The sequence below is a fragment of the Lolliginicoccus lacisalsi genome (genome assembly GCF_014841105.1).
GTDB lineage: Bacteria > Actinomycetota > Actinomycetes > Mycobacteriales > Mycobacteriaceae > Lolliginicoccus > Lolliginicoccus lacisalsi.
The window spans coordinates 295173-319570 of record NZ_JACYWE010000001.1 but is presented as its reverse complement, the minus strand read 5'-3'; the positions used below and the strand labels follow the sequence as shown (position 1 = coordinate 319570).

Annotated in this window: 21 protein-coding genes and 1 pseudogene; 12 read left to right on the top strand and 10 right to left on the bottom strand. The window is 68.7% G+C overall.

Annotated elements, in window-relative coordinates; genetic code table 11:
- Positions 1 to 114, bottom strand: a pseudogene (locus HT102_RS15755) (VOC family protein); the annotation flags it as partial.
- Positions 115 to 314: 200 nt separating this feature from the next.
- Here HT102_RS15755 and HT102_RS01450 point away from each other — a divergent pair.
- From HT102_RS01450 to HT102_RS01425, 6 genes are read left to right on the top strand one after another with little or no spacing between them, the layout of a single operon-like run.
- On the top strand, positions 315 to 1952 hold the full coding sequence (locus HT102_RS01450; RefSeq protein ID WP_192037627.1) for an ABC transporter substrate-binding protein: 1638 nt from the start codon (positions 315 to 317) through the stop codon (positions 1950 to 1952).
- Between the two features lie 2 nt (positions 1953 to 1954).
- Entirely contained in the window at positions 1955 to 2956 is a 1002-nt protein-coding gene (locus HT102_RS01445) for an ABC transporter permease (RefSeq protein WP_192037626.1), read from the top strand.
- The gene (locus HT102_RS01440; protein WP_192037625.1) at positions 2940 to 4571 is read left to right on the top strand and encodes a dipeptide/oligopeptide/nickel ABC transporter permease/ATP-binding protein; all 1632 of its coding nucleotides are present in this window, start codon (positions 2940 to 2942) and stop codon (positions 4569 to 4571) included. Before HT102_RS01445 ends, HT102_RS01440 begins: the two co-directional genes overlap by 17 nt.
- A complete protein-coding gene (locus tag HT102_RS01435; protein ID WP_192037624.1) occupies positions 4568 to 5377 on the top strand; it encodes an ABC transporter ATP-binding protein in 810 nt (269 codons plus the stop codon). Before HT102_RS01440 ends, HT102_RS01435 begins: the two co-directional genes overlap by 4 nt.
- Positions 5322 to 6575 carry a hypothetical protein gene (locus HT102_RS01430; RefSeq protein WP_192037623.1) on the top strand — a complete coding sequence of 418 codons (1254 nt, stop codon included), beginning with the start codon at positions 5322 to 5324 and terminating at the stop codon, positions 6573 to 6575. The genes HT102_RS01435 and HT102_RS01430 overlap by 56 nt, the downstream gene beginning before the upstream one ends.
- Positions 6572 to 7072: a hypothetical protein gene (locus tag HT102_RS01425; protein WP_192037622.1), complete on the top strand. Its 501-nt coding sequence runs from the start codon at positions 6572 to 6574 to the stop codon at positions 7070 to 7072. The genes HT102_RS01430 and HT102_RS01425 overlap by 4 nt, the downstream gene beginning before the upstream one ends.
- A 43-nt stretch (positions 7073 to 7115) precedes the next feature.
- Here HT102_RS01425 and HT102_RS01420 read toward each other — a convergent pair whose 3' ends face one another.
- Positions 7116 to 8585, bottom strand: a complete 1470-nt coding sequence (locus HT102_RS01420; RefSeq protein ID WP_192037621.1) for a bifunctional phosphatase PAP2/diacylglycerol kinase family protein — start codon at positions 8583 to 8585, stop codon at positions 7116 to 7118.
- Positions 8586 to 8749: 164 nt separating this feature from the next.
- On the opposite strand from HT102_RS01420, the gene HT102_RS01415 reads away from it, so the two are divergent.
- From HT102_RS01415 to HT102_RS01405, 3 genes are all read left to right on the top strand, one after another.
- Entirely contained in the window at positions 8750 to 9985 is a 1236-nt protein-coding gene (locus HT102_RS01415) for an NADH:flavin oxidoreductase/NADH oxidase family protein (RefSeq protein WP_192037620.1), read from the top strand.
- A gap of 68 nt (positions 9986 to 10053) precedes the next feature.
- Entirely contained in the window at positions 10054 to 10389 is a 336-nt protein-coding gene (locus HT102_RS01410; RefSeq protein WP_192037619.1) for a hypothetical protein, read from the top strand.
- Between the two features lie 56 nt (positions 10390 to 10445).
- Positions 10446 to 11564: a glycoside hydrolase 5 family protein gene (locus HT102_RS01405; protein WP_333473229.1), complete on the top strand. Its 1119-nt coding sequence runs from the start codon at positions 10446 to 10448 to the stop codon at positions 11562 to 11564.
- Here the strand turns inward: HT102_RS01405 and HT102_RS01400 are convergent.
- Genes HT102_RS01400 through HT102_RS01385 form a run of 4 tightly spaced genes read right to left on the bottom strand, consistent with a single transcriptional unit; the run spans position 11557 to position 17992 of the window.
- Positions 11557 to 13173 carry an ABC transporter gene (locus tag HT102_RS01400; protein ID WP_333473228.1) on the bottom strand — a complete coding sequence of 539 codons (1617 nt, stop codon included), beginning with the start codon at positions 13171 to 13173 and terminating at the stop codon, positions 11557 to 11559. The genes HT102_RS01405 and HT102_RS01400 overlap by 8 nt on opposite strands.
- An 11-nt stretch (positions 13174 to 13184) precedes the next feature.
- A complete protein-coding gene (locus HT102_RS01395) occupies positions 13185 to 14633 on the bottom strand; it encodes a glycosyltransferase (protein ID WP_192037618.1) in 1449 nt (482 codons plus the stop codon).
- A gap of 17 nt (positions 14634 to 14650) precedes the next feature.
- Positions 14651 to 16153, bottom strand: a complete 1503-nt coding sequence (locus tag HT102_RS01390) for a hypothetical protein (protein ID WP_192037617.1) — start codon at positions 16151 to 16153, stop codon at positions 14651 to 14653.
- A gap of 6 nt (positions 16154 to 16159) precedes the next feature.
- Positions 16160 to 17992, bottom strand: a complete 1833-nt coding sequence (locus HT102_RS01385) for a hypothetical protein (protein ID WP_192037616.1) — start codon at positions 17990 to 17992, stop codon at positions 16160 to 16162.
- A gap of 232 nt (positions 17993 to 18224) precedes the next feature.
- Between HT102_RS01385 and HT102_RS01380 the strand changes: the two genes are divergently transcribed.
- Entirely contained in the window at positions 18225 to 18950 is a 726-nt protein-coding gene (locus tag HT102_RS01380; RefSeq protein WP_192037615.1) for a cupin domain-containing protein, read from the top strand.
- 19 nt (positions 18951 to 18969) lie between these two features.
- Here the strand turns inward: HT102_RS01380 and HT102_RS01375 are convergent, their stop codons facing one another.
- On the bottom strand, positions 18970 to 19278 hold the full coding sequence (locus HT102_RS01375; RefSeq protein WP_192037614.1) for a hypothetical protein: 309 nt from the start codon (positions 19276 to 19278) through the stop codon (positions 18970 to 18972).
- Positions 19279 to 19355: 77 nt separating this feature from the next.
- A complete protein-coding gene (locus HT102_RS01370) occupies positions 19356 to 19847 on the bottom strand; it encodes a M15 family metallopeptidase (RefSeq protein ID WP_192037613.1) in 492 nt (163 codons plus the stop codon).
- A gap of 81 nt (positions 19848 to 19928) precedes the next feature.
- Here HT102_RS01370 and HT102_RS01365 point away from each other — a divergent pair, with 81 nt between their 5' ends.
- The gene (locus HT102_RS01365) at positions 19929 to 21131 is read left to right on the top strand and encodes a PrsW family intramembrane metalloprotease (protein ID WP_225443049.1); all 1203 of its coding nucleotides are present in this window, start codon (positions 19929 to 19931) and stop codon (positions 21129 to 21131) included.
- Here the strand turns inward: HT102_RS01365 and HT102_RS01360 are convergent.
- The gene (locus HT102_RS01360; protein WP_192037612.1) at positions 21128 to 22186 is read right to left on the bottom strand and encodes a beta-ketoacyl-ACP synthase III; all 1059 of its coding nucleotides are present in this window, start codon (positions 22184 to 22186) and stop codon (positions 21128 to 21130) included. The genes HT102_RS01365 and HT102_RS01360 overlap by 4 nt on opposite strands.
- A gap of 231 nt (positions 22187 to 22417) precedes the next feature.
- Between HT102_RS01360 and HT102_RS01355 the strand changes: the two genes are divergently transcribed.
- Entirely contained in the window at positions 22418 to 23602 is a 1185-nt protein-coding gene (locus HT102_RS01355; protein ID WP_192037611.1) for a hypothetical protein, read from the top strand.
- A gap of 73 nt (positions 23603 to 23675) precedes the next feature.
- Here HT102_RS01355 and HT102_RS01350 read toward each other — a convergent pair whose 3' ends face one another.
- A complete protein-coding gene (locus HT102_RS01350) occupies positions 23676 to 24230 on the bottom strand; it encodes a C40 family peptidase (RefSeq protein ID WP_192037610.1) in 555 nt (184 codons plus the stop codon).
- Positions 24231 to 24398: the final 168 nt, after the last annotated feature.

Below are 24398 nucleotides of genomic sequence, written 5' to 3'. Positions count from 1 at the left end.
TTTCCGGACGATCCGGGAGTTCGGGAACACGGACGTGTAGAACTCGGCGGCCTCCGCGGCCTCGGAATTGAACCACAGGTTGGGGACGATGCGCGGGGTGATCGACGCAGCCATGACAGCCTCCTTGGGGCGCGGTGATGAGGTACAGCAATAGAGACCCGCGCGAGGGGTGGAACTCATCGCGCGGGTGGCCACTGCCGAGTTCCCGCGCCGGCTCGCGAGGGAGGCGAGCGACGTAGTTCCCCATTCGCTCCAGCGTTAGGTTAGTCTCTCCTGACTAAGGTAAACCTATCGTAATGTTGGAGTGTGATGAGATGGGCTCTCCAGCCCGATTCCGCAAGGCGGCCACGGTGGTGGTCGCCATCGCCCTCGTCGCACCGGCGTGCGGCAGCGATCCCGGGACCACCGCCGATGGGCCGCAGGACGCAGCCAGCCTCACTGTCGCGATCCCGCGCGACCTCGGCCCGATCAACATCTTCGCGGGTGCCACGGATCAGCTCGCGGGCCTCGTTTACGACAAGCTCTTCGCGCCCTCGCCCTACGTGGACGAGCCGCAGCCCTGGCTTGCGACCGAGGTCCGCGGTATCGATCCGACGACGTGGGAAGTCGATATCCGCGAGGACGTGACCTGGCACGACGGCGAGCCGTTCACGACCGAGGACGTGGCATACAGCTTCGACTACATGCATCAAGCGCCCACTGGGCGGTTCACCCACCATGTCAACAACACCCCCGACATCACGAGCGTCGAGGTCGTCAGCGATCGGACGGTGCGCTTCACCTGCAGCTACGCGTGCCCGTCCCTCGCTGCCGTCACCCTCGCTGACCTGCCGATCGTTCCGCAGCACATCTGGTCGGAGATTCCCGCTGATCAGGCCAAGACCCATGCTGGACTGCCGATCGGCACCGGGCCCTTCCAGCTCGTGGACTACAGCCCCACCACCGGATACCGGTTCGAGGCCAACGACGACTACTTCGCCGGCGAGCCCGTCGTGGACGAACTGGTGATGCCCGTGATCACCGACCAGTCAGCGACCTTCACCGCGTTGCGCACCGGCGAGATCGATTCCACGACGCGCCCGCTGCCACCCGAGCTGGCCGAGCAGTTCACTGCCGATCCCGCGCTCGGGGTGGTCAAGACGGCGCCACTGCAGTTCCCGGAGATCCGGATGAACTACGAGCGCGCACCGTTCGACATCCCGGAGTTCAGGCGGGCCCTGTCGCGCGCGGTGGACAAGGAGCAGATGCTGGAGGTCGTCGCGCTTGATCGCGGGCGCGCCGCCACCAAGGGATACCCGCACCCGGATGCCCCCTTCGCCAACCCGGCCAACTCCACGCCCTACGACCTCGACGAGGCGAACACCCTGCTCGACGAGCTCGGGTTCTCCGATACCGATGGCGACGGGATCCGCGAGTCGGCGGACGGCCCGCTCGAGTTCACCGTGCTCGTCGATGGTGCCCTGCCCCAGGACGTGCGGGCCGCGGAGATCGTCGCCGAGGACTTCGCCGCGATCGGCGTGAGGGTGACCCCGCAGGGCATCGATGCCGGCTCGATCACCGAGCTGTTCCGCTCGCGGGAGTTCGACCTGTACATCAACACGATCACCGCGCACGGCGTGGCCGATCCCGACCAGTTCATCATGTCGCACCGGTCCGGCTACCTGTGGAAGGCCCCCGACCTGCCCTACCCGGAATGGGATGCGATCTATGAGCGCTGGCGGGCCGCCGATACCCACGACGATCGCCTCGCGGTGATGGGGGAGATGCAGGAGCTCTTCAACCGGCAGCCGACGTCCATCCCGCTGTACTACCCGGACGAGTCCTGGGCCTACCGCGCGGACACGTTCAACGGCTGGGCCGAGTCGCCGGGGTACGGCATCATCCACAAGTGGTCGTTCCTGCCTGCCTCGGTCGCTGACGGCGCGAACGCCGTGGTCCGTACCGGGCGCTAGGCATGCGTGGACTCTCGCGCGCGGTGCAATACATCGTCGTGGTGTGGGCCGCGGTGACGCTGAACTTCGCGTTGCCGCGGCTCGCCCCGGGCGACCCCGTGCTGTACATGTTCGGGGGCGAGGGGGAGGGGCCACCGCCCGAGGTGCTCGAGCAACTGCGCGCCCTCTACGGGCTCGACCAGTCGGTCCTGGTGCAATACGGGCGGTTCTGGGCGAACATCCTGACCGGCGACCTCGGATTGTCTGTATCCCAGAACCGCCCGGTCACGGAGGTCCTGCTCGAGAAGCTGCCATGGACGCTCGCGCTCGTGGGCACCGGGGTGCTCGTCGCCGCGGTATTTGGCGCGCTGCTCGGGGCTTGGGCGGCATGGCGGCCGCGGCGCCCGGGCTCGCGGCTGCGTGACCGCGCGACGCTGATCACGGTGCTGGCCATCGACTCGATGCCCGGCTTCTGGATCGGCATGATCCTCATCGCCGTCTTCGCCGCACAGCTCGGGTGGTTCCCCTCCTACGGGGCGACCCAGATCAACGCCGAAGGCCTCGACTGGCTCCTCGCGGCAGCCCACCGCCTGGTGCTCCCCGCCGCCACGCTCGCCATCGCGAGCACAGGAACTTTCTTCCTCCTAGCACGGGCCTCCATGATCACCGTGCTGGGCGAGCCCTACATCCGCCTCGCCCGCGCGAAGGGACTCAGCGAGCGGCGCGTGGCCCTGCACCATGCGCTGCGCACCGCGGCGCTGCCCGTGTACACGAACCTCGCGCTCACCCTCGGTGCCGTGATCTCCGGCGCGGTCGTTGTCGAGACCGTGTTCTCCTACCCCGGGCTGGGCAAGCTGATCCACGACGCGGTCACCGCCCGCGACTATCCGCTCCTGCAGGGGGCTTTCCTGGTCGCGACCCTGTGCATCATCGGTGCCAACCTCATCGCCGACGCGACCTACCCCCTTCTCGATCCGCGCGTCCGCAAGCAGAGCCAGGAGGTCGTCCATGAGCACCGCGACTAGCCGTATCGGCCTCGCGATCGTCGGCACCCTTGCGTTCGTCGCGCTCGCCGCACCCATCCTCGCTCCCTACGATCCCGATGAGCGAGTGGGGAAGCCATTCGGTCGCCCATCGAGCGAGCACCTGCTCGGCACCGACGACGTCGGCCATGATCTGCTCTCCGTGCTGATCCACGGCGCCCGCGCCTCGCTGCTCGTTGGCCTCGCGGCAGCTCTCGCGGGAACCATCATCGGGGTGGGAGTCGGGGTCATCGCGGGCTACCTGCGCGGATGGCCGGACCTGTTGCTGATGCGGATCGTCGATGTCGTGCTGGCGCTGCCCGTGCTGCCCCTGACCATTGTCATCGGCGTGTTCGCCGGGCCGGGCCTCGACACCCAGGTCCTGGTCATCGCCATCGGGCTGTGGGCACCGATGGCCCGTGAGCTGCGCTCGCAGGTCCTGTCCCTGCGCGAGCGCGACCACATCCTGGCGCTGCGGGCGATGGGCGCACCGGGCGCCTACATCCTCGGCCGCCATGTCATCCCCGGGGTGTTCCCGCTGATCGTCCCGCAGCTCGTGCTCGCGATCAAGACAGCGATCCTGCTGGAGGCCTCGCTCTCCTTCCTCGGGCTCGGCGATGTGAGCGTGATGAGCTGGGGATCGATGCTGTCGCACGCCCACTCGCGCAGCGCCTTCCTCACCGACGCGTGGCTGTGGTGGGTGATCCCGCCCGGGCTCGCGATCGGGCTGATCGTGCTGGGCTTCGCGCTGCTCGGCACAGGCCTCGAGACGCGCTCCCGGCCCCAGCTCGCAGGCCCGCGCCCGCTGCCCGATGCGGCAGCCAGCGCGCCCGCCGCCGTGTCTGACGACGAGCAGGGAATGCTCGTCGTGCAGGAAGCCTCCGTCCGCTACGGGCCGCACGACGTGGTCTCCCATGCCAGCCTGGTGGTGCCAGCAGGACAGGTGGTCGGGATCGTTGGGGAGTCGGGCAGCGGGAAATCCACGCTTGCCGCCGCCATGATCGGCCTGCTGCCCGCCGGCGCGGAGCTGCATGGCGGGGCGATTGGCTTCCGGGGCGAGCGGCGATCGCAGGAGGAGCTGCGCGCGCTGCTCGGCACGAGGATCGGCTTCATCCCGCAGGAAGCGATGAGCGCCCTGAATCCCGTCCATCGCATCGGGCCCCAGATCGAGGAAGCCATGCGCGGGCTTGCCCCCGCCGCCGCGCGCGAGCGCGCCCGGGCGCTGATGCGAGACGTGGGCATCGATCCAGCCCGGTACCGCAGCTTCCCGCACGAGTTCTCCGGCGGGATGCGGCAACGCATCGTCATCGCGATCGCCCTCGCCGGCGAGCCGGAGCTGATCATCGCTGACGAGCCAACCAGCGGGCTCGACGTCATGGCCGCCTCCGAGATCCTCGATCTGCTCGACCGGCTGCGCCGCGAGCGAGCGCTCACCATCGTGATCATCAGCCACGATCTGCCCGTCATCGATCGCATCGCCGAGCGGATCGTGGTGATGCAGCACGGGGCGGTCGTGGAGTCCGGGACCGTGGAGCAGGTCCTCGGCGCGCCCACCCACCCCCATGCCCGCGAGCTCGTCGAGTCCGTGCCCGTCCTCGATGGGGGGCTCGTGCCATGAGGGTCCTCGAGGTGCAGGGACTGCACGTCCGGTACGGCAAGCGGGCCGCGGTCCATGACGTGTCGCTTGGGGTCGCGCGCGGCGAGCTGCTCAGCCTGGTCGGGGGCTCCGGCGCGGGCAAGTCAACGATCGCGCACGCCGTGGCAGGGCTGGTAGCGCCGAGCGGGGGCGCCATCCTGGTCAACGGGGTCGATCTGCTGGCGGCACCGCGCCGGGCGCAGCGCGCGCTGCGACTGCCCCTCCAGCTGATCCTGCAGGATCCCTACAGCTCGCTGCCGAACCACCTCCGGGTGCGCTCCATCGTCGCCGAGCCACTCCTGGTGCACCGCTTGGGCGATCGGGCCCGACGTGTCGCTGCAGCGCTCGACGCGGTCGGGCTGCCACCGCGCGAGTTCGCCGAGCGCTACCCGCATCAGCTCTCCGGCGGCCAGCGCCAGCGGGTCGCTCTCGCGCGCGCCCTCGTCACCGATCCGGCCGTCCTCATCGCCGACGAGCCGACCGCGATGCTCGATGCGACCCTGCGCGCCGGGATGACCGATCTGCTGAAGCGGCTAGCGGACGAGCGCGGGCTCGCAGTCCTGCACATCACCCATGATCTCGCCATGGCTCGTCGGATCAGTGACCGCATCGCCGTCATGCACCGCGGTGCCATCGTGGAGCAGGGCCCCGCGCACCAGGTGCTCATCGCGCCCGAGCATCCCTACACCCACGCCCTCATCACGGCAGCAACACGACATCAAGGAGGAAACCGTGACCAGGTTCGCCCGGCTGGGGATGTACCAGCAGCCCGAGCTATCGCCTCTTGACCGGGGCATCAACGGCTACGAGATCACCCACCTCGACTGCTACGACATCCCAGCCATCGATCTCACCGAGCATGACGTGCTGATCGTGCAGTCCACGATCGACCAGGACCACCTCGCGCGCCACCGCAGCAGCATCCGCCAGTTCCTGGAGGCGGGCGGAGTGCTGATCTACGGCGGGCACCTGCACCGCGACTGGTTGCCGGGCGCCGCGCCGTTCGTGCCCGTCGCCAAGCCTTCCCTCGCGGCCTACCGCATCGCCGAGGTCGCGGATCATCCGGTGTTCGCCGGCATCAGTGCCGAGGACCTGTGCTTCCGCCGCGGCGTGGCGGGGTTCTTCGCGCGCGGGCAGCATGCGCCGCCCGATGGCGCCGAGGTGCTCGCCCGGCTCTCGGGCGGCGAGGCCGTCACCTACATCGACCGAGTGACCACGCCCGGGACGATCCTCCTGCAAGCCACCTGCGACCTCGTCGGGTATGGGGATGGGCTCGAGGGCCCAGTCGCCCGATTGACGACCCAGGTGCTCGACTGGGCCGCGGCGGAGGCCCGGGAGCAGCGGCGCCCCCGCCAGCCTGGCCTGGCCGCCGTGCACAGCGGCTCCTCGATCCTGCACCGGGCGCTCACCACCGGAAAGTACGCACAGCATCTCGACGGAGGGCTGATCTATCTCCCGGACCTCGCCACCGCCGACCTCTCCCGGTACCGAGGCATCATCCTGCCCGAGCGCATGCACCCCGGCCTCATCGCCGATGCCGCGCCCAACCTCCTGCGATTCCTCGACTCGGGCGGAACCCTCGTCGCGTTCAGCGGCGGCGAGCCACTGCCCGGATTCCTGCCCGGCGTGACGTGGCAGCACCGGCCCACCAACTACTGGTGGTGGCGCGAGCCTGGCGCCTCCCTCGGGCTCTGGTCGCCCGAGCCCGAGCACTCGCTGTTCGATCATGTGGGCATCCGCGACTGCACCTGGCACTACCACGGCGTGCTCGAGCCTCCCGAGGGCGCGCAGGCCCTCGTGGCGCTGCCCACCGGCGAGGCCCTGCTCTATATCGATACCGTTTCCACCGCAGGAACCCTCATCGTCTCGACGCTCGACCCGCTATCGCACTTCGGCGGGTACTTCATGCCAGCCACTGAACGATTCCTCGACGGATTCATCCCGTGGCTGGCCCAGCACACGACAACGGCAGGAGCACCAGCATGATCACCGTGACCGAGAACGGGCACCCGCTCACCTACACCTTCGACGACCTGATGAAGTACCACGGACCGGGATTCCCGGGCGGGGTCGCGCATGCATACCAGGCGCTGCAGCGGGCACTGCTCGAGCTCGACGACGGAACGGGCATCGAGCGCCGCGAGATCACCATCAACACCCCATTCGCCGGGCCGGGCGCGCGCGATGCCTTCGAGATGGTCACCCGCGCTGTGACCGGCGATCGCTACCATGTCCGCCCCGAGCTCGCGCTCCCCGAGCGGGGGTACCTCCTCGAGCGCTACGTCTTCACCGTCGCCTACCGCGAGCGCGAGACCACCGTCATCCTGCGCGATGCCGGGTTCGTGGTCCCGGAGTTCATCGACCTCGCGCGCAAGCAAGGCCGGACCGAGGCAGAGGAATCCCGCTTGACCGTCCTCAAGCAGGAGATGGCCGATCGGCTCCTCGCCAGGCCCGCCACCGAGGTGTACGACGTAGCGCAGTGAAGCCACGGCGGCAGCCCGGGCGGCGCCCCTCGCTGCTCGTTCGCTACGTGGTCGGGGCGTAGACGGTGAGGTCGCAGGGGTTTGCGCGGATGCGGAGCTGGTGGGTCTCGCTGATGGGGTCGCCGTCGAGCGCGAGGGGGGCGCGCGAGGCGAGGGTGATGTGCAGCTCCGGCAGCGTGAGGTGCTGGTGGATGGGGCTGGTCCTGAGCGTGCCAGTGATGACGGCGTAGAGGGCACGGGTGTAGGAGAGGGGGTAGTCGGCGCGGATGATGCGGATGTCGAGGGTGCTGCCGGTGATGGCGGTACGGGCGACGGGGATGCGGTCGGTGGGGTGGTAGGTGCCGTTGCCGATGAAGATGGTGCGGGCGCGCATGCGTTCGCCGTTGAGGGTGAGCTCGAGGGGGTCGGCGGCGGCGAGCGCTCGGATCATGCCGAGGGCGAGGGGGATCCACTTGCCGAGATGCTTCTCCCATTTCCGGCGGGCCTGGAGCGCGGCGGAGTACGTGCCGAGGCTGGCGGTATTGAGGAAGAGATAGGTGGCGTCGTCGTCGACCTGGGCACTGGCGGTGTCGAGCCGCTGGGATTGGCCGGTGGCGACGGCGTGGGCGGTGGGCTCGGCCGTGGGTGTGCCGATATCGAGGGCGAAGTGGTCGAGGGTGCCTCCCGCGAACACCGCGAGGGGGCGGCCGGTGCGGGCGATGGCGGAGGCAACGGTGCGGACGGTGCCATCCCCGCCGAGGGCACCTACCGCGAGGGGCTCGTGCTCGGCGATGAGGTGGCGAACGTTGTCGAGGGTGTTGCTAGTGGTGCCGCCGAGCGGGAGGTCGAGGATGCGGGCGGCGGGGAGGAGCGAGGCGATGAGGGCTCGCTGGTCGTGGTCGGTGCTGCCGGACTCGGTGTTGGCGAGGATGAGCAGGCCGTCGCCGTCGGGCAGTGCCGGGGCGTCCCCCGGGGTGGTGCGGGCTGGCCCGGGCGGCGGCTGGGGAGCCCACCATCGGCGGGTAGCGAAGGCGACCCCGATTCCGACGAGGCTGCCCACGATGACGTCGGAGGGCCAGTGGACCCCATTGTGCACGCGCGAGTAGGCGACGGTGGCGGCGAGGGGCGCTACGGCGAGCCCGAGAGCAGGCGACTCGAGCGCGACGCCGGTGGCGAACGCGGCGGCGATGGCGGCGTGGCCGGAGGGGAAGGACGAGGTGCGCGGTGGTGTGATGCGACGCCGGTGCGGAGGCAGCATGGCGTGATCGGGACGGCCGCGCGGGATGGTGAGCTTGAACGCGACGTTGGCGAGCGCGCTGCTCGCGACGACGGAGAGGATGCCCCGGACGGCGGCGCGGCGGGGCGCTCCGGGCTGGCGGGCGAGGAGCGCGGCGATGGCGAACCAGGGCTTGCCGTTGTTGGCGATGGTGCTAGCGGCCTGCATGGTGGCGTCGATGCGCGGGGAGTGGCTGTGGATTGATCGGGCCATGAGCTCTTGGTCGAGCGTCATCACCGGGGCGAGTATGCGGCGCATGATCCCACGCTAGTGGCTGGTGGGCGGTGCGGGTAGTGGTTGCGATACCACAGTTCGCGAGGCGCGATCCTTGTAACAGGGGGGTGGCGGGGCGTAGCCTGGACCGCATTGTTGAACGAAGGTCAATAATGGTCTTCGAGCGATCGTGGAAACGAGGAACCCCCATGACACCCACCTCCAGCCTTGCCGAGCCCCTCGCCCTGCCCTGCGGCGCCACGCTGCGCAACCGCATCGCCAAGTCCGCCCTCAGCGAGCAGCTAGGCACCCGCGCCCACGGCCCCGACCACCGCCTCGTTACCCTCTACGACCGCTGGGCGAGGTCCGGCGCAGGCCTGCTCATCACCGGCAACGTCATGGTCGACGGCCGCGCGCTCGGCGAGCCCCGCAACGTCGCCGTCGAGGACGACCGCCACCTGCCACGCCTGCAGGAATGGGCCACCGCCGCCAAGACCGGCGGCACCCACGCCTGGATGCAGATCAACCACCCCGGCCGCCAGGTGCCCCGCAACCTCAGCAACACGCCCGTCGCGCCCTCCGCCATCCCCGTCACCGGCATGGCCGGGGCCTTCGGCACGCCCCGCGCCCTCGAGCACGAGGAGATCCTCGACCTCATCGGCCGCTACGCCGCCACCGCTGGCATCGCCATCCGCGCGGGCTTCACCGGCGTGCAGATCCACGCCGCCCACGGCTACCTCATCAGCCAGTTCCTGTCTCCGCTGACCAACCAGCGCACGGACGAGTGGGGCGGCGACCCGGCCCGGCGCCGCCGGTTCCTCCTCGAGATCGTTGCCGCGGTCCGCGCCGAGGTGGGCGCCGGCACGCCCGTCAGCGTGAAGATCAACTCCGCGGACTTCAAGCGCGGTGGCTTCACCGAGGACGAGTCCCTCGCGGTCGTCGCCGAGCTCGCCCGCGCAAGCGTCGACCTGCTCGAGATCTCCGGCGGCACCTACGAGGCACCCGCGCTGATGCTCGGCAACCCCAAGGCATCCACGGTGGCCCGCGAGGCATACTTCCTCGAGTTCGCCCGCAAGGTCCGCGAGGAGGTCAGCATGCCCATCATGCTCACCGGGGGTTTCCGCACCGGCAGCGTCATGGCTGACGCGATCACCGGCGGGGACATCGACGTTGTCGGCCTCGGTCGGCCGATGGTCCTCGAGCCCGACCTGCCTTCCCGGATCCTCAGCGGCGACGCGGCCGCATCGAGCACCCGCCCCCGACGGATCGGCGTGGCCAAGCTCGACGCCGCCGCCGAGCTCACCTGGCACACCACCCAGCTCTGGCGCATGGGCGACGCGAAGGAGCCCGACGCCCGCCAGCACCCCCTCGTCGGCATCGCCCGCTACGCCAGCGCCGCCGGCCTCGACACCCTGCGCCGCCCCCTGCGCCGCGGCCAGTACTAGCCCGAAGCCGCTACGCTAGGACCACGCAAACCGCCCGAGGGGCATGGAAGAACTGGGGAGGGCACGCCATGGTCGGTGTGGTCGAATCAAGCAAGGACACCGTGCAGGAGCTCGTTGTCTCCGCCGTCAACCACGTCGGGCAGGTCGCGGTCATCGCCACGACCCTCGTCGCCGATGTGGTGGGCGAGGTCGGGACACTGCTCACCGAGGTGCTCGGCATGGCGCAGCAGCTCATCGAGTCCGCCGTCAATCACGTGGGGCAGATCGCTATACTTATTACGCGTGCGATCGCGGCGGTCGTCTTCGAGCTCGGCGCCATCATCACCGATGGCTTCGACATGATCGACGCCACCGGGGCCGCCCTGCGCGACCGGCGCGGTAGCCGCGCCCTCGTGGCCGTCTAGCGCGCGGCGCGCGATCGCGTTGGCGCCTATCATCCGGATATAGCCTGTTCCGAACGGTGGTGGCAGTGTTGGGGATGCGCAGCGCATGCCGACGCATCGTGGTCGTCGCGAGCGCCCTGGCGATCACAGCGGTCGCGGCGTGCGTGCCGCTCGCGGAGCGCACGGTCCCGTCGGGCACCCCGCGGGTGACGATGTCCGCGGGCTCCCTGCTGCTCGATGGCAGCGAGTGGTGGCCAGTGGGGTTCAACGCCTACCAGCTAGCCACCGATTGGGCGATCAACGCGGGTTGCGGCGCCGAGGTCGATCTCGACAATTACTTCAGTGCTCTGCCAGAGGGATCGCTGACCCGGTTCAATGCGTTCCAGTCCTTTGCCGTGGACAAGTCGACCGGCGCGATCAGCTACGAGGCCCTCGACGCGGTGCTGCGCGCCGCGGAGGCCCACGACCAGCTCGTGATCCCGGTGCTCGCGGGGCAGGATGGCGCGTGCGATGGCGAGCTCTTCAAACAGCATGGCTGGTATGCCTCTGGGTGGCGGGACGTGCCCATGCCTGTGCTGACAGTCGAGCATTGGGCCCGCAGCCTGGTGTCGCGATGGTCCGGTTCCCCTGCCATCGCGGCATGGGAACTCGTCGGCGAGCCCGAGCCATCGGTGTGCATCGATTACGCCTGCGCGATGGAGAACAGGCGGTGCCCAGCGGATTCAGCACAAGTTCTGCGCCGGTTCTTCGATGAGGCAGGCGCCTTCATCGCTGCACTGGACCCAGATCGGTTGATCACGGCCGGCTACCTCGGGGGTGACCAGTGCGGGACGGCTGGCGAGGACTTCCTGGTCCCGAGCTCATCTCGCCACGTCGATGTCCTGCAGTTTCACGATTACTCCATCGAGGATCCGACACTGCTCGAAGGGCATCGCGACAGCGTGGAATCGAGGGTCATGCAAGCCCGGGTCCTCGGCAAGCCGCTGCTCGTGGCCGAGATAGGCGTGTCCGCGGGCTCATGCCGGTCGGTCGAGGAGCGCGCGGCCCTGGTCGAGGCAGAGATCCGGGACTATCACCGGCTCGGTGCGGCCGGAGCGCTCTTCTGGTCGTTCGTTCCTGATCCGCGCACCCATCAATGCACCATGGATATCGGCCCGCGTGATCCCTTGTGGGACATGCTCGGCGAGCTCAGCTAGTCGGCATGACGCGGTAGAGCCGCCACGGCGGCTGGTTCGCACCATCGTTGGGGGCCTCGAGCTCGAGCGTGGCAATCTGCGAGCCGTTGTCGAACATCGTCGGATAGCGCAGGTTCACCGCGTCGGTCGCACCTCGGTCCTCGTTCGGAACCGCGAGGATGTAGCGCACATCGTTGCCGGCCGGATCATTGAGGATCGTCACGAAGTCCCCATCGGAGGGGACGACGAACTGCTTCGGATTCTCGGAGGCGGCGGTGATGGCGAACCCATAGACCGAATCAAGGATCACCGACCCATCGGGCAGGCTCTGCGAATCAAGGAACCTGGCGATCCTCCGTTCCGTGGAGAACGCCCTGATGATCGCTTGCGCCTCATGCTGGATGCCGAGCCGCTCGGCTACCCCTGGTGCAACGATCGCGGTCAATGCGTAGTGCTGGGTCGCTAGGGTGCGATCGGTCAGGCCCCATAGACTGACCGGCAGCGATGCGCAAACCAGGAGGATCCCAGCGATGCCCCAGGAGCGTGAGCGGGGCAGCGCTGCCGGGGGCCCGCCGAACCTGCCGCGGCGACGTGGTCGCGGCACGCTGTCTCGCGGCAGAAGGTGAAGGGCTAGAAGGATGGCCAGCGGGATCGCGCAGATATAGAACCGCAGGAACGGGAATGTCAGTCCCTGGGCGAACGCGATCACCTGGAACACCAGGACCGAGGCGACGATCGCGACGGGAATGATCAGCTCGCGCTCCCGGCGAGCGAGGAACATCACGAAAGCGATGGGCAGCAGCAGTGGCAGCGCCGGGGTGAGCACCATGATCTCGGCGAGCGAGAAGACGAGTCCCTCGGCGGCGGAGATCGTCGGCACATCGGACGCCTCGAGGATCGCGGTGTTGCCGTACTGGGACGAGAACTGCGCCAGCGCGTCACCGGTGAGCAGCCAGCTCGCCCCCGACCACATCGCGAAGGCCACCGCGAAGGGAAAACCCACGATGATCGCATCGAGCAGCGCGGCCGCGGGAAGGCGCAGGCCTCGCCGGGTGAGGCTGACCAGGAAGACCGCGAGGATGCCCGAGCCCGCTACGATGACCGCGTCGTACCGGGTGAGGTAGGCCCCGGCGAGCGCGATCCCCGCGATGGCGAGCGCGTTGGGATCGTCGCTGTGGTACCAGCGTGCGAGGAGCCGGACGGCCCACAGCAGGAAGAACAGGAACGCGGCCTCGCTCATGCCGTTGGCCCCGTGAATGATGATCATGGGGTGCAGGGCGAACGCTGCGACCAGCAGGCGCGCGGGCCACCCAGTGATCCCGCGATCACCGATGATCCCGGACAGCTGATATACCGCTCCGGCCATGAACAGGGCCGACATGATGATGCCGGAGAGACCGAACCGGGTGAGCTCGGGCAGCAACGGCGAGAACGCCAGGACGGGGAGCTGCGTCATGGCGGGCAGCGGGGTGAAGATGAACCCCAGCGCGGCCAGGTGCGGGTCGCGGCTGTGCAGCACGGCCTCGGCGCTCGCCACCCGGGCCAGCGCGTCTCCCATGAGGTAGTGGTGGTGCAACGCTAGCCAGGCGCCCACCGCGAGGTAGAGCACGCCGCTCGCGAGAGCAGCCACGCTGTGGCGCCTCACGTCGATGCCCCGGCGCCAGGCAGGCCATGCGCGGTCTTTTCCCAGAACGAGGGGTTGCGCAGCAACTGCCAGCCACCCTTGATCGCTGCCACGCTCATCATCACCCAGTACAGCGGCACGGTCAGCACGGGGACCAGCAATTCCTGCTGGCCGTTCTCCCTGATGCTGATCAGTCCCATGAACAAGGTGGCGGCGTTGCCCAGGACGAGGCAGGCGATCGCCGGGTAGTAGATGGGTGCCGGAAAGAGCTCGCCCAGCGCGGTCGGCTGGCCCAGGAACCACGTCAGCGTCATCATCCAGAAGACGGTATTGAGGATGGCGATCAACGGCGTGCCGGCGAGCAGCACGGTCATCCGGAACGTCGAGACCAGCCCGAGCTGCCTGTAGAGAGCCACAGGCCTGCGCGTGTGGACCAGCCAGGTCTGCAGGTAGCCCTTGTACCAGCGCGAGCGCTGGCGGATCCAGTTGATGGGGTCGCTGTTGGCCTCCTCCATGGTGGTCGATTCGAGGACGGCGGTGTGATAGCCAGCCGTCTCGATGCGGACGCCGAGGTCCGCGTCCTCGGTGACGTTGAAGGCGTCCCAGGCTCCGATGTGCTCGAGCACGCGACGCTTCAGGTGATTGGAGGTGCCCCCGAGCGGGATCGGGGAACGACTGCTCATCAGCCCAGGGAGGATGAAGCTGAACCACAGGCCATACTCCGCCGTGAACCATCCCGTGAGCAGGTTCTGCTTGCCATTGTGGAAGCTGAGCTTGGCCTGGATGCAGGCGACGTTGTCGCCGAGGCGGCGAAAAGCGGCCACGGCGCGGCGCAGCTGCAGCGGTTCCGGGTGGTCCTCGGCATCGTAGATGGTGACGATCTCGCCCGTCGCGAAGTGCAGGCCGTAGTTGCATGCCTTCGGCTTGGTGCGGGGCTCGGCCGGGGGCACCTCGATGATCGTCACCGTGCTCTCGAGGTTCGCGCGGTGCGCCGCGTCGATCGTGCCATGATCGTCTGCCTCGAGCAGCAGGAGCACCTGCAGCTTGGCCGACGGGTAGTCGAGGCCGCCGACGGCTCCGATCAGTAGAGCAACGACCTCTGGCTCCTTGTAGGCGGGCACGAGGATCGTGTAGCGGGGCAGTTCCTCGTCGGTCAGCGCGAGGGCCTCCTCATCGGTGACGCGAACGATCGCCTCCCCCCGCAAGCCCCTGGCGAACAACAGCACCCGGTCAGAGATCGTCACGACATACGCAGTGGTGAGCACGGCCATGATGACGGTGAGCGCGGGCAGCGGCCAGGCAGCGATGAATGCCATCGCCGCGAGGCCTGAGAGGATGAGCGTATTGCGCTGCCACGGCACGAACGCGCGCGAGGCGGACGCCATCGGATCACGCCAGGCAAGTCCGTTGATGGCCTCATCCAGGGCGAGCTCGGGGTCGATGGGAAGCTCGGGGCCAGGGGACATGGTTCTCGCCTCGCTGCTCAGTGGCCTTGGAACTGCGCCGCGACGAGTTGCCGGGCGAAGGTCGTGATGAGGCGGGCATCCTTGAGCGCGGGCTCGGAGTCCGTCAGCGCGTCGTTGCCGCGGAAGAAGATCTCGAGCAAGACCGTCAGGTTCGACGCCATCGAGGGCTGCGGCTCCGGGACTCGCGCGCCTGCCTCCCTGTTGTCCTGGGTGGTCAGCACGACGCGCTGTACCGATTCGCCGCGCTGCCAGGAGAAGACGAGACGGGTCTGGGTGAGGTATTGCTGCTCATCGATCACCGTGTACAGCATGCCTGCCACCCCGTGTCCCAGATCGACCATCACGGGATTGCTGCGGCGGGTCCCGCCAAGATCATAAAGCGTGCTCACCGGATAGATGTCGAGCTGGACCCGGTTGGGGAGGGAGAAGGTATCGACGGCCACGCGAGGCGTCGGCGCCTCCTTGCCGGACATTTCCGCGTCGAGCAAAGCCGCGATCGTGCCAGAGCTGGGCGCGCCCAGGCCCAGGCTCGCGATCTCGGCGTTTCCCGGCGCCGCGCGGAGCAGCTGCCTCCCCAAGGTTGCCTCGGGGCCGAAGTACCGGCGCACCCAGGTGTACTCCACGCGTGATTCCTCGCCCCACCCAGCGGGGACGGTCTGTGTGATGCGAGCAGCGCGATCCGGGCCCCGTCCTACCGCCTCTTGCACGGAGGCCGGCAAGGGAATCACGGCGACGAGCCCGGCAGCAAGACCAAGCGTAGTGACCGAGCGCCAGGACGATTCCCCACCGCTCGGCGCGGACGGCGATGGCGCGCGAGCGATCGCTCCGCGGCGCCGGATGCGAACGATGAGCCATGTCGCGAGACCGCCGACCACGACGGGAAGCCGCTGGAACTGGACGAGCCCGAGCCCAGGAGCGAGCTCGAGCAACACGGCGAGCGAAGCGCTGCCCAGCACGACAGCCAGCCCATAGATCGCGACGCGATCTCGGGCCCGGTGGCCCAGCCCGAGCGCGATCGCTGAGGAACAGACGAGGATGCTGGCTGTTCCCGCGGCGCGGGCATCGCCACCCAGCAGGCTTACGAGCAACCGGTAGGCCAGGGGCCCGCCGATGATCAGGACGAGCCACAAGGGCCAGTACGTGCCGACCTGGCGCAGCCCGAACAGCAGCACGGTGGCCGAGAGCACGAAGACCAGCGCTGCTAGCAGATCGATCTGCAGCAGCGCGTACTGCTCCGCGTAGCGGGGGACCACGAGCAGCTTGATCAGCGCGGCCACCGCGATCCCCAGGGTGCCGGCGATGGCGTTGGCCTGCCGGTCACTGATCGGCAGGGTGTGGCGGGGCTGCCGTGCCATCCCGATCGCCGCGAGGACCACGAGGAGGATGAAGAGTGGGTAGTAGCCGACGTCGCCGCCGGTCCAGGTGGCGGAGACGATGTACTTCCAGGTCGGCCAGAACGCGAGCAACGCGGCAGCGATGATCGCCAATGATCGTGCTGCCCGCCGGGATTCCACGCTCATCAAGGCCTACCGGCGCGAACGACGACGAACCAGCAGGCCGAGGGCCGCGAGGAGCCCGATCGTGGCCGCGCCGATGCCGGCGAGCACGAGGAGCAGGCCGTTGCCACCAAGTAGGCCATCGCTCTCGCCGGGTCGTTCCTCGAGCCCGATGGACAGCGACCGTGGCTCGTCGTCGCCAACGGCGGCCAGCACGTTCCCGGTAAGGTCGAACCATCTGTTCGGATCGCTCTCGAGCCAGGCAACGATGCCATCGATAGCCTCATCGTCGCCATCGGTCGCCAGCGTGAGGTGGCCATCGTCGAGGGCGACCTGGAGTGACCCGTAGCGCTGGGCGGGAACGAGCTCGATCCGTGCCTCGGGGCCCGCGGGCCCGGCCGCGATCAGGGCGGTGCCGGATCTGCGCAGGGGCAGGCCCGTATCGCTCGCGCCGATCACGAGGCGCGGCCCGCTCGTGCTCATTGCCTTCTCGATGGTGCCTACTCGCAGGCTCAGAGGAGTAGCCGAGAGGGATTGAAGGCCAGTGGCGATGCTGATGAGCCTGCGCGCGTGCGCGAGATCGAAGGTCGCGAGTCCGGCATGGGTTGTCGGCAGCAGGCCCTGCGGCAAGGATGCGAAGGTCGGCTCGATCGGGTCGGGCCTAGTGATGCTCATCGAGGAGCGGGGGTCGATCGCCAGCGTGACAGGCTGCTCGAGCCCGCACTCGAGGCTCGCGCCAGAAATCTCCGCGGTGACGGTGAGTGGAACATACCTATCGAGCGAGGGACCGCCGAGCTCGATGTTCCGGTCGAACGACCCGGACTCATCCATGGGCCAATGGTCGAGGATCGCGTCGCCCGATGTCACGGTGATCTGGCCGCCCTGGAAGGCGGACAGGGGGGTGTAGGTGCCGAGCAGCCGCAGCGTCCCGCTCGAGATGGGCCCGCCCATGCGGGTCTGGTCGAGGAACAGAGGGAGCCGCACCCGGCCTACCGCGGTGGCGCGGGGCGCCCCGAGGCCGAGCGCGGGGAAGTCCATCGCCTCGGGTGCTATTAGAGGGTGCGGGATCTCTCCGGATGCCTGCGCGGCGGGCGCGACGAGGAACTCGGCGATGGTGCTGGTGAGGACACGTGCCTGGGTCTCAAGGCCGGGGCCACTGCCGGTCATGCGCAGGGTGGGCATCCGGCCGGGGGCGTTCTGGAGCACGATCGTGCTCTGCGGTGCTTCCTCGAGGACGAAGCGCCGTGCGAGAAAGGCATTGTCGAGGTCGGTGCCTGCCCCGCGCGCGGGCAGCTCCTCGATCTCCACGCGGGTCCCCTGGGCTTGGTAGCGGTGCGCGAGCGCCAGGGAGAGCTCCGTCGCGGCCGCGATCTCGGCAATGGTGGGATCCGGCGGCAGGGCCAGCACTGCGCGATCGAGCACGGGGGGCAGGAATCCGGAGATCGTTTCAGGAGGGGATTCTTCCCCGGCGAACTGGACGCTGATGTCCTGCAGCGCGATCGTCGGGCGGTCCCAGTAGGTGAAGCAATCGAGCCGCTCGGGGATCGCGGTCGAGACCAGTTCCACCGTCGTCGAGCCATCGATGACCTCCACTCCGGCGAGTGGCAATCGAATGACCGGGGACTCCGCGAGGACCGCTGGCGTGAATTCGGTGCGATTGATCATCCTGTCCTGGTGGTGGACCTCGATGACGGCGCGCGCGGCGTCAGGCGGGATGGTTGCTCGCGCCTCGAGGAACTCTGGTCGCATGCCGTCGGGCACCGGGATCGTGCGCTCGGCAGCATCGCGATCGCTGAAGAACGAGATGCCCTCGCCGAATCCGAGATCCGCCGCGCTGACGCGCGCGTCCGCCCTGGCTGGCACGGCTCCTAGCATCATCGTGCTGCCTGCTGCGAGCGCGACGGCCATCGCGCAGGAGATCAGCGCCGTTCGGGTCCCGGAGGTTCTCGGCGGCATGGTAGTCCTCGGTTCGGGGCACAAGTCGACAGGTTGATACTAAACCAGATCATCAGCGATGCGCGGCGTTGTCCCCGAGGCGAGGATCCTGCGGGACACGATATTGGCAGGACCGGCAATGCCCGGTTGAATGGGTTGCATGTACCACCTGATCCAGCGCGCCGATATTCCTCCCGCGGGCACGCTGCTGCGGCCGCCGTCCCTTGAGTCGGAAGGCTTCATCCACTGCACCGGCTCGGTGGAGACCCTCGTCGCTGTGGCCAATGCCTTCTACCGGGAGTGGACCGGCGAGGTGGTAGCGCTCGAGCTCGACCCCGAGCGGATCGGCCAGCCCGTGCGCTGGGAGGCTGCGGACCCCGCGCCACCGCCGGGGGTTCCTGCCGACGTGCTGTTCCCGCACATCTACGGGCCGCTCGACGTCATGGCCGCACGACGCGTGCTGCATGCCCGCCGGGACATCGATGGCACCTATCGAGGGTTCGAGCAGCGCCCTGCCCTCGCCGAGCAGCATGAGCTTGCCCCGCACCCGGAGGGCGGCTGGTACCGGCGCACCTGGACGAGCACCGGGCAGGCCCGCACCGAGCGCGGCGATCGGGATCTTGCCTCGGCGATCCTTTTCCACATCCCCGCGGGGCATGGCACGCGTGAGCACATCGTGGCGTCCGAGGAGCTGTGGCTCTGGCATGGACCGGGGGCGGTCAGCCTAGCCATCGAGGGGACCAGCCACCGGCTCCATCGCGACGCGAGCCCGCAGGTGCTCGTGCCCGCGGGCGCGCGCCAGTCCGCCCACGCCACCGAGGACACCCTCGTCACGTGCGTGGTCAGCCCCGCGTTCGACTACCGCGACCTGCGGATCATCGAGTGACCGGCTACCAGGATGCCGACTAGTCGCCGAGCGGGCCACGCCCCTCGGAGGACCGCTGCCGATCGTTGGTATCAGGCAGTGCCTCGCTCAGCACCACGGCCGAGCGCCGCCACAGCACGATCCCGACCAGGAGCAGCAGCACGGCGATCACGCCCAGGGCAATGGCCACGCCCGTCATCCCGCCAGCAGCAGCTGCCAGGGCGCCTGGCACCGCGATGATGGCGAGCGCGATCAGGATGTAGGCGATGTTCTTGCCCGCGATGATCCCCTTGGGAGGATTGGCCGGGGCATTGGTGCTCGAGGACTGGTCCGTGCCGCGCTCTGTCATCGCGCTGCCTCTCCGTAGGTTTCGGGTTGCATGATCAATTATGCCAGCGCGCCCCGGGTCAGGCATTCACTGCTGCTCTAGCGCCAGCTCGCGTCCGGCAGCGGTCGCGGGCACGGCGTGCCCGGGAACGTGGCGAGCTCGAAGTGCCACCACTCATTGACGAACGATTGGCACAACCCATAGCGGAAGCCATTGCGCTGCAACCATGCCGCGCCATCCCGCGGGCCGACATCCACCGCGTCACCGGTGACATGCGTGGACTCATCAGGCGGAAGCACCCATCGCCGCGCCTCATCGGGGCTGCCGTAGGTTGCCAGGCCCTGCTCCCACAATGCTTGCTGCTGCTCCGCGGATCGGGCGCCCGAGGTCACCGAGATGACGACCCCCTCGGCCCGGGCATCGGCCACGGCCACCGTGTAGGCCAGCGCGAGCAGCGGGTCGAGCCTGTCGGTGCCCTCGGCCGATCCAGTAGCGAGCGGCTGTGCCCCCGCCATCGCGGGGAGCAGCACCGCGGCCAGCCCCGCGCCCGCTACCACCACGCCTGTCCGCCATCGCTGCCATCGCCGCATGGGAGCCAGCCTAGCTGTAGCGATAGCATCAGGAAGCCTGATCCGCGCTGGCGAACGCGCCGCCGACACGATGGGGGAACGATGACAACACCACAAGCGCCAGGGCCCGGGCCGCACCTGCCGTGGGCCGTCGAGCACAACAGGCGTGCGCTGGTCCCCATCGCCGTGATTGTCATCATGACGATCATCGCCATGCTGCTCCTCGGGCTCACCATGCTTCAAGCCGGTGGTGCGGCCAGCCTGGGCTCCGCGATCCTCGCGTTCGTGCCGGTCATCCCGCTCGCCGCGCTGTTCCTCTGGGTGGACCGATGGGAGCCCGAGCCCGGCCGCATGCTGCTCGCCGCGTTCATGTGGGGCTCGAGCATGGCCGTGCTCATCGCCCTTGTCTCCGGCACGGTCCTTAGCATCACCTGGGCGGCGATCCTCAGTGATCTCGGCGCCTACGCGTTCAGCCTTGCCGTCACCGCGCCCATCACCGAGGAGATCTGCAAGGGCCTGTTCCTGGTGTGGCTATTCACCTTCCGGCGCCGCGAGATCGACGGCATCGTCGACGGCATCGTGTATGCGGGTCTGGTCGGTGTCGGATTCGCATTCACCGAGAACATCTTCTACCTCTCCGGAGCGCTCAGCACCGAAGGGATCGAAGGTGGCATCCTGACCTTTGTGCTGCGCTGCGTGATCAGCCCGTTCGCGCACCCGCTGTTCACCATCATGCTGGGCATCGGACTGGGGCTGGCGGTGCAGAGCGCCCGCAGCGAGGTCAAGTACGCCGCTCCCGTCATTGGATTGCTCGCCGCGATGCTGCTGCACGCCCTGTGGAACGGCTCCACCCTGCTGCTCGGCGGCTACGGATTCATGCTCGTCTACATCTTCATCATGCTGCCCGCGCTCGTCGCCACCATCGTGCTGGTGATCTGGCAGCGCCGCCGCCTGCAGCGCGTCGTTGCCCAGCAGCTTCCCGCGATGGTCGCGGCCAACCTCATCACGCCCGACGAGACGCCCCACCTCGCGTGCCTCGTCGGGCGCCAGAACTGGCGCGCGGCAGTGCGGCAGCGCCACGGCCGCGAGGCTGCCGATGCTGTCCGCGAGTATCACGCTGTGGTGACCGAGCTCGCCATCCTCTACGACCGCATCGAGCGCGGCGCCATCGGTGCCTACCGGGCCCGCTACGAGCCCGAGCTCGTCCACGGCCTTCGCGCGGCCCGCGCCCGCGTGATCAACCAGCCCACCGCGCTGCTGACTGCCGCCGCTTCCGTCGCCCAGGGCAACCCGTACTACCGCTAGAAACTCGGGATCCTCGGCGCCGGCGGCAGCGTGACAACCTGCCCCGCGTAGGACAGCCCCGCGCCGAACCCAAGGAGCAGGGCGATCTGGCCGCCCTTGGCCTTGCCCGTGACGAGCATCTCCTCGATCGCCAGCGGGATCGAGGCCGCGGAGGTGTTGCCCGTGTTCTCGATGTCGTTGGCAACGGGAACGTCGTCGCGCAGCCCGAGGTTCTTCTTCATCAGGTCGTTGATGCGAGAATTGGCCTGGTGCGGGATGAACACATCGATGTCGTCGGCGGACATGCCCGACTCCTCGAGGGTGCGCGATAGCGCCTTGGGCAAGGTGATCGCTGCCCAGCGGAAGACGCGCGGGCCCTCCATGTTGATCGTCATTCGTCCGACCTGCTCCACGGCAGGATCAGTGCCCTGCAGGTTGTTGGCACGATCCATGTACTCGTCGAGCGCGTAGTTCTGCGAGATCGCCGACGAGTTCTCGCCATCGCTGCCCCACACCGTGGGGGAGACGCCGTTCTCCTCGCTGGGCCCCACCACGACCGCCCCGGCGCCGTCGCCGAAGATGAAGCCAGTGCTGCGATCAGTGAGGTCTAGGCCCTTGGACATGGTCTCCATGCCGATGACCACGACATACTTCGAGGTTCCCGCGCGGATCAGGTCCGCGGCGATCGCGAGGCCGTAGCCGAAGCCGCTGCATCCGGCGGTAAGGTCGAACGCGGCGATCCCGTTGAGGCCGAGCTCGTAGGCGACCTCGGGAGCACCGTGGGGCACCTGGTTGGGCCAGGTGCTGGTCGCGAGGATGAGCGCACCGATCTCGGACCGCTCCACGCCACTATTGGCGATCGCCCGCTCCGCCGCCGTGATCGACAGGAACTTGCCATCCTCGTCATCGCTCACCCAACGACGGTTCCGGATGCCGCTGCGGTCGTAGATCCACTCGTCCGAGGAATCAAGGACCTCGCACACCTCGTCGTTGCTCACCAACCGCCTGGGCCGGTACGCGCCGATGCCGAGCATGGCGACGTTCTGGTGTCCGGTCCTCGATGCAATGCTGACCACTTGTTCGGCTCCTTTGCCGTGATGCCACGCTCGTGGCACTAAACCTATCCGCAACAGCCTATCCACAACACTTGGTCGCGGCATATAGCCCCCATCACTCCCGTGGTACCGAATTCCAGCGGGAGAGCGAATGCTCGCGAGCGAGCGCCGGTCCCGCCGTTCGGGCCGGCCCGGCGCGCGTGCCGTGCCTATGATGCGGTGTCGGCGGCAACACGCATCGGAGGTCGTGTGGTGAACGTGTCGGAGCGGTGGCGGCGCAAGGCAACCCCGGAGCAGCTCGCGGCCGAGGCGGCCAAGCAGGCGCTGGAGAATCCGGATATCGAGCGGAAGCAGCCGCTCATAGCGGCAACGTCGATGCTCGGGGCCGGCAGCGAGGCGATCAACAGCGCCATCACGAGCGCGCTCGGCAAGACCCGGGCGGCGGCGGAGAACGCTGCAGCGGCGGCGGTCGGCGACTCCGTCGGCAAGGTCGCCGAGGAAGTCGCCGGGATGGTCATCGATAGCCCCGTGCTGGCGCCCGCGCTGCGGGCCTCGGCGATCACGGTCGCGAGCCCGGTGGGCAGGGCTGGAACGAAGGTCGCCTGGCTCGCATCGGCGAGCCCCATTGGCTGGGCCGTGGGCAACGTGGGGTCGCTGGCCGCGTCGTCACCCGTGACGCGGCGGCTCGAGACCGCAGCGAAGGAAACGCTGGGGGCGGCGCTGGTCAACGATACGACCAGCGCGGCGCTGAGCGTAGTGGTCGATGCCGCCCTCGATGCGACGGTCGATGTGGCGATCCCGATGCTGATCGAGCTCTCGGTGGATACCGCGGTCGATGTCGTGCGCAGCACCATCCTGCAGGGCGCTGGCACTCTCTCCAGCCTCACCCCGACGGACGCTGACGATGCCGTGATGGCGCGCGCGGTGAACCTGGCGTTCAACAACCCCTTGTCGGGGACGGCGCAGAAGTTCGTGATCAAGGCGGTGCAGCTCGCGGCCCGGGGCGCGGCCGCGGGAGTGGTGGGGCCCGTGGTGCGGGCCGCGGCGGAGCAAGCGCGCGGCGAGATCATCAAGACGCTGCTGGGCGAGGTGATCGTGAACACCCCGGTCGCGTTGACCGGAGCGGCGGTGAGCGCGACGCGCGACATCGTGACCTGGGAAGGTGGCAATGCCGACGACGCGGAGCGCATCCTGCACGCGGCGATCACCCGCGCCGTGGTCGATGTGGTGCAGGCGAGCGCTCGCCCGGCGGCGACGCTGGCCGTTCGCAGCGTCATCACCGGAACCGTAGTGACCACAGCGATCAATGCGGCGGTGGATGCGGCGCAGGATTCGGTGCGCAATACCGCCGAGCTCGTCACCGCCTCGCCCGGGCGCTTGCGGGGCTTCCTGCGCTGGCGGCGCAAGGACGCCGGGCCGGATGCCGACGAGGGATAGCCCGCGCACGAGGAAGAGCCCGGACATCATTGTCCGGGCTCTTCTGCTCAGGTCAGGCTGGTGGAGGTGCTGCTCAGTAGCGGCGCGCGCTGTGGAACGGGAAGTCCGCGAGGTTGTCGACCTTCACGGGCGAGGACGAGTTGAGCGCGTGGACGACCTGCCCGTTGCCGATGTAGATCCCGGCGTGCGATGCGCCGCCGTACATGAGGACGACGTCGCCGGCCTGCAGGTTGTTGATGCTGACGGGAGCGCCGCCCGCGGCCTGGCTCTGGCTGGTGCGGGGGACCTGCTTGCCAACCTGGCCGTGGGCCCACTGGACGAGCCCGGAGCAGTCGAAGGCGTTCGGGCCGGAGGCGCCATACACGTAGGGCGAGCCGACCTTGGTGAGGGCGGCGTCGGCGACGGCCTGGCCCTGCGAGACGGCGGGGGCCGCGATGTCGGTGATGTTGCCCGCGGGGGCGGCGATATCGATGGCGGGTCCGGCGGTAGCGGGGACCTCGATGGCGCCGATCCCGGGCACCGTGATCGTGTCGGCCGCCGCTTGCATCGCGGGGACGACCGCCGTGGCGGAGAGCATTCCGGCGACGATGGCGGTACGTGCGGAACGCTTCAGGGTGGTGGAAGCCATGAGGTGAATCTCCTTGGGGTTGGATTGCCGCGGCCAGGCACGGGCAACGGGCAGTGAATCTGGCACCCGTTGTCTTTGGATGGTCGGCGACTGATCTGTCCCGTGTGGTGATCGGGTGACCGCCGCTCCGTTCGGTCACAAGAAGATTACGAAATGGACACGGCAGCG

Coding starts and splice junctions, on each gene's coding strand:
- HT102_RS01435 (WP_192037624.1), top strand. CDS start 4,568: ATGAGGGTCCTCGAGGTGCAGGGACTGCACGTCCGGTACGGCAAGCGG.
- HT102_RS01415 (WP_192037620.1), top strand. CDS start 8,750: ATGACACCCACCTCCAGCCTTGCCGAGCCCCTCGCCCTGCCCTGCGGC.
- HT102_RS01380 (WP_192037615.1), top strand. CDS start 18,225: ATGTACCACCTGATCCAGCGCGCCGATATTCCTCCCGCGGGCACGCTG.
- HT102_RS01390 (WP_192037617.1), bottom strand. CDS start 16,153: ATGAGCGTGGAATCCCGGCGGGCAGCACGATCATTGGCGATCATCGCT.
- HT102_RS01425 (WP_192037622.1), top strand. CDS start 6,572: ATGATCACCGTGACCGAGAACGGGCACCCGCTCACCTACACCTTCGAC.
- HT102_RS01450 (WP_192037627.1), top strand. CDS start 315: ATGGGCTCTCCAGCCCGATTCCGCAAGGCGGCCACGGTGGTGGTCGCC.
- HT102_RS01420 (WP_192037621.1), bottom strand. CDS start 8,585: ATGCGCCGCATACTCGCCCCGGTGATGACGCTCGACCAAGAGCTCATG.
- HT102_RS01375 (WP_192037614.1), bottom strand. CDS start 19,278: ATGACAGAGCGCGGCACGGACCAGTCCTCGAGCACCAATGCCCCGGCC.
- HT102_RS01395 (WP_192037618.1), bottom strand. CDS start 14,633: ATGTCCCCTGGCCCCGAGCTTCCCATCGACCCCGAGCTCGCCCTGGAT.
- HT102_RS01370 (WP_192037613.1), bottom strand. CDS start 19,847: ATGCGGCGATGGCAGCGATGGCGGACAGGCGTGGTGGTAGCGGGCGCG.
- HT102_RS01410 (WP_192037619.1), top strand. CDS start 10,054: ATGGTCGGTGTGGTCGAATCAAGCAAGGACACCGTGCAGGAGCTCGTT.
- HT102_RS01350 (WP_192037610.1), bottom strand. CDS start 24,230: ATGGCTTCCACCACCCTGAAGCGTTCCGCACGTACCGCCATCGTCGCC.
- HT102_RS01365 (WP_225443049.1), top strand. CDS start 19,929: ATGACAACACCACAAGCGCCAGGGCCCGGGCCGCACCTGCCGTGGGCC.
- HT102_RS01445 (WP_192037626.1), top strand. CDS start 1,955: ATGCGTGGACTCTCGCGCGCGGTGCAATACATCGTCGTGGTGTGGGCC.
- HT102_RS01440 (WP_192037625.1), top strand. CDS start 2,940: ATGAGCACCGCGACTAGCCGTATCGGCCTCGCGATCGTCGGCACCCTT.